1 protein-coding gene is annotated in these 1,452 nt (G+C 38.8%); it reads right to left on the reverse strand.

The genetic code is table 11. The features are described 5' to 3' along the window. Positions 1-115: 115 nt before the first annotated feature. On the reverse strand, positions 116-1,330 hold the full coding sequence (locus tag JCM9152_RS20970; protein WP_035347771.1) for an ISL3 family transposase: 1,215 nt from the start codon (positions 1,328-1,330) through the stop codon (positions 116-118). Between the last annotated feature and the right edge of the window lie 122 nt (positions 1,331-1,452).

Genomic DNA, 1,452 nt, shown 5'->3' on the forward strand with positions numbered 1-1,452 from the left:
GGTTCTATTTCAAATGTTGGGGTAAAAGACTAGGCTACCGCGCTTACGCTTGGTGGCCTTTGTCCTGTTGGAGGGTTTGAAAACCCTCCAACAGGACAAAGGATACTAACTGATTTTACCCAATATGTTTCCCTATTCTTTTATACCGATGTGATAATAATATCTTTGCTCTAAAGCGTTCAAAATTTCTATAACCAAAGGCATTTCGTTTTAATACTTTCGTTAAATTATTAATCCCTTCAAGAAAACCATTAGAATAATTGTAAACAAAACTATTAAGGATCTCCGTCTCCCAATTCTTAAATGTCTTAATCACATCTTGCATTTCTGGGATTCCTTCGCGTTCAAACCTTTCTAAGAGTTGTTCAAGCTCTTGTTTTACGAGCCTAATCTGACTTGCTCCTAAGTCTTTAGCTCTTGTAAACCATTCACGATAAGCTTCCTTTAATCTATAGGCCCGTTCTAATTCTTCAGACAAGTTCAGGTATCGTTCGATCAACCATCTCTCCTCTTGAGATAATTGATCATACCCTTTATAAAAAATACGCTTGATCTTCTTGCACTTTTTCCGATCGTATGCATGGAAATCTTGTTGGACTCTTCTCCTTACTTTATCCAATGCCCAATAAATATACCTACAGAAATGAAACCTGTCTGCCACAATGGCCGGCTTTCCCAATGCCTCTTGAACCGCTGCTTTAAAGGAAGGACTCATATCCATGGTCACCATTTGTACTTGTGCACCATGTTTTTGTAAGTAACGCTTAATGGTCGTTTTATAACGATTAGGTAGGATGTCAATCGGCTCTCTTGTTATACCGTCTGCGATAATGACTTGATACTTTCCCTCTTCGGTATCTCCTTTGTATTCATCGATGGCAATGACTTCTGGTAATGGGCCGATTTGATGACTTTCCTCTTTCGCTATTCGATCAAATCGACGAATCACTGTCGTCGGAGAAGTCCCATATGCTTCTGCAACTTCCTTAAACGTTTTGGCTGTAATGGCCTTGATCGTAATAGCTTGATTCCACTCAATGGAACCCCGTTGGTAGCGCTCGACAAAAGAGTTCGCCTCCGCAAAACGCTTTCCACATGTACATACATACCTTCTTCTGCGATAAAACAATTCTGTTTTTCGTTCAAACCACTTCAAGTGTTTGACTTTTTGAACTCGATAATCATGGATACGGTTCGTTTTGTTCCCACACTTTGGACAACGGTTCTCTTGACGATCCATTTCAACATAAATACGGATGATTTCCCCAACTTCTTCAACCTTTTTCACTAGCACATCTTTTAATCCCGGAAAAGAAATGATAAAATTCATTTAAACACGCATCTCCATTCTTTTTCTTGTTTCTCGACAATTCAAGTATAAAAGAATTGGATGAATGCGTGTATTTTTTTGCATCTAATTTGTCGGGTAACCCCAACAAATATTATAGAGCC

Origin of the sequence: Halalkalibacter hemicellulosilyticusJCM 9152 (genome assembly GCF_000513115.1) — a bacterium.
Classification (GTDB): domain Bacteria; phylum Bacillota; class Bacilli; order Bacillales; family Bacillaceae_D; genus Halalkalibacter; species Halalkalibacter hemicellulosilyticus.

Bases quoted from the DNA above. Each gene is read 5' to 3' on its own strand.
- JCM9152_RS20970 (WP_035347771.1), bottom strand. From the start codon at position 1,330: ATGAATTTTATCATTTCTTTTCCGGGATTAAAAGATGTGCTAGTGAAA.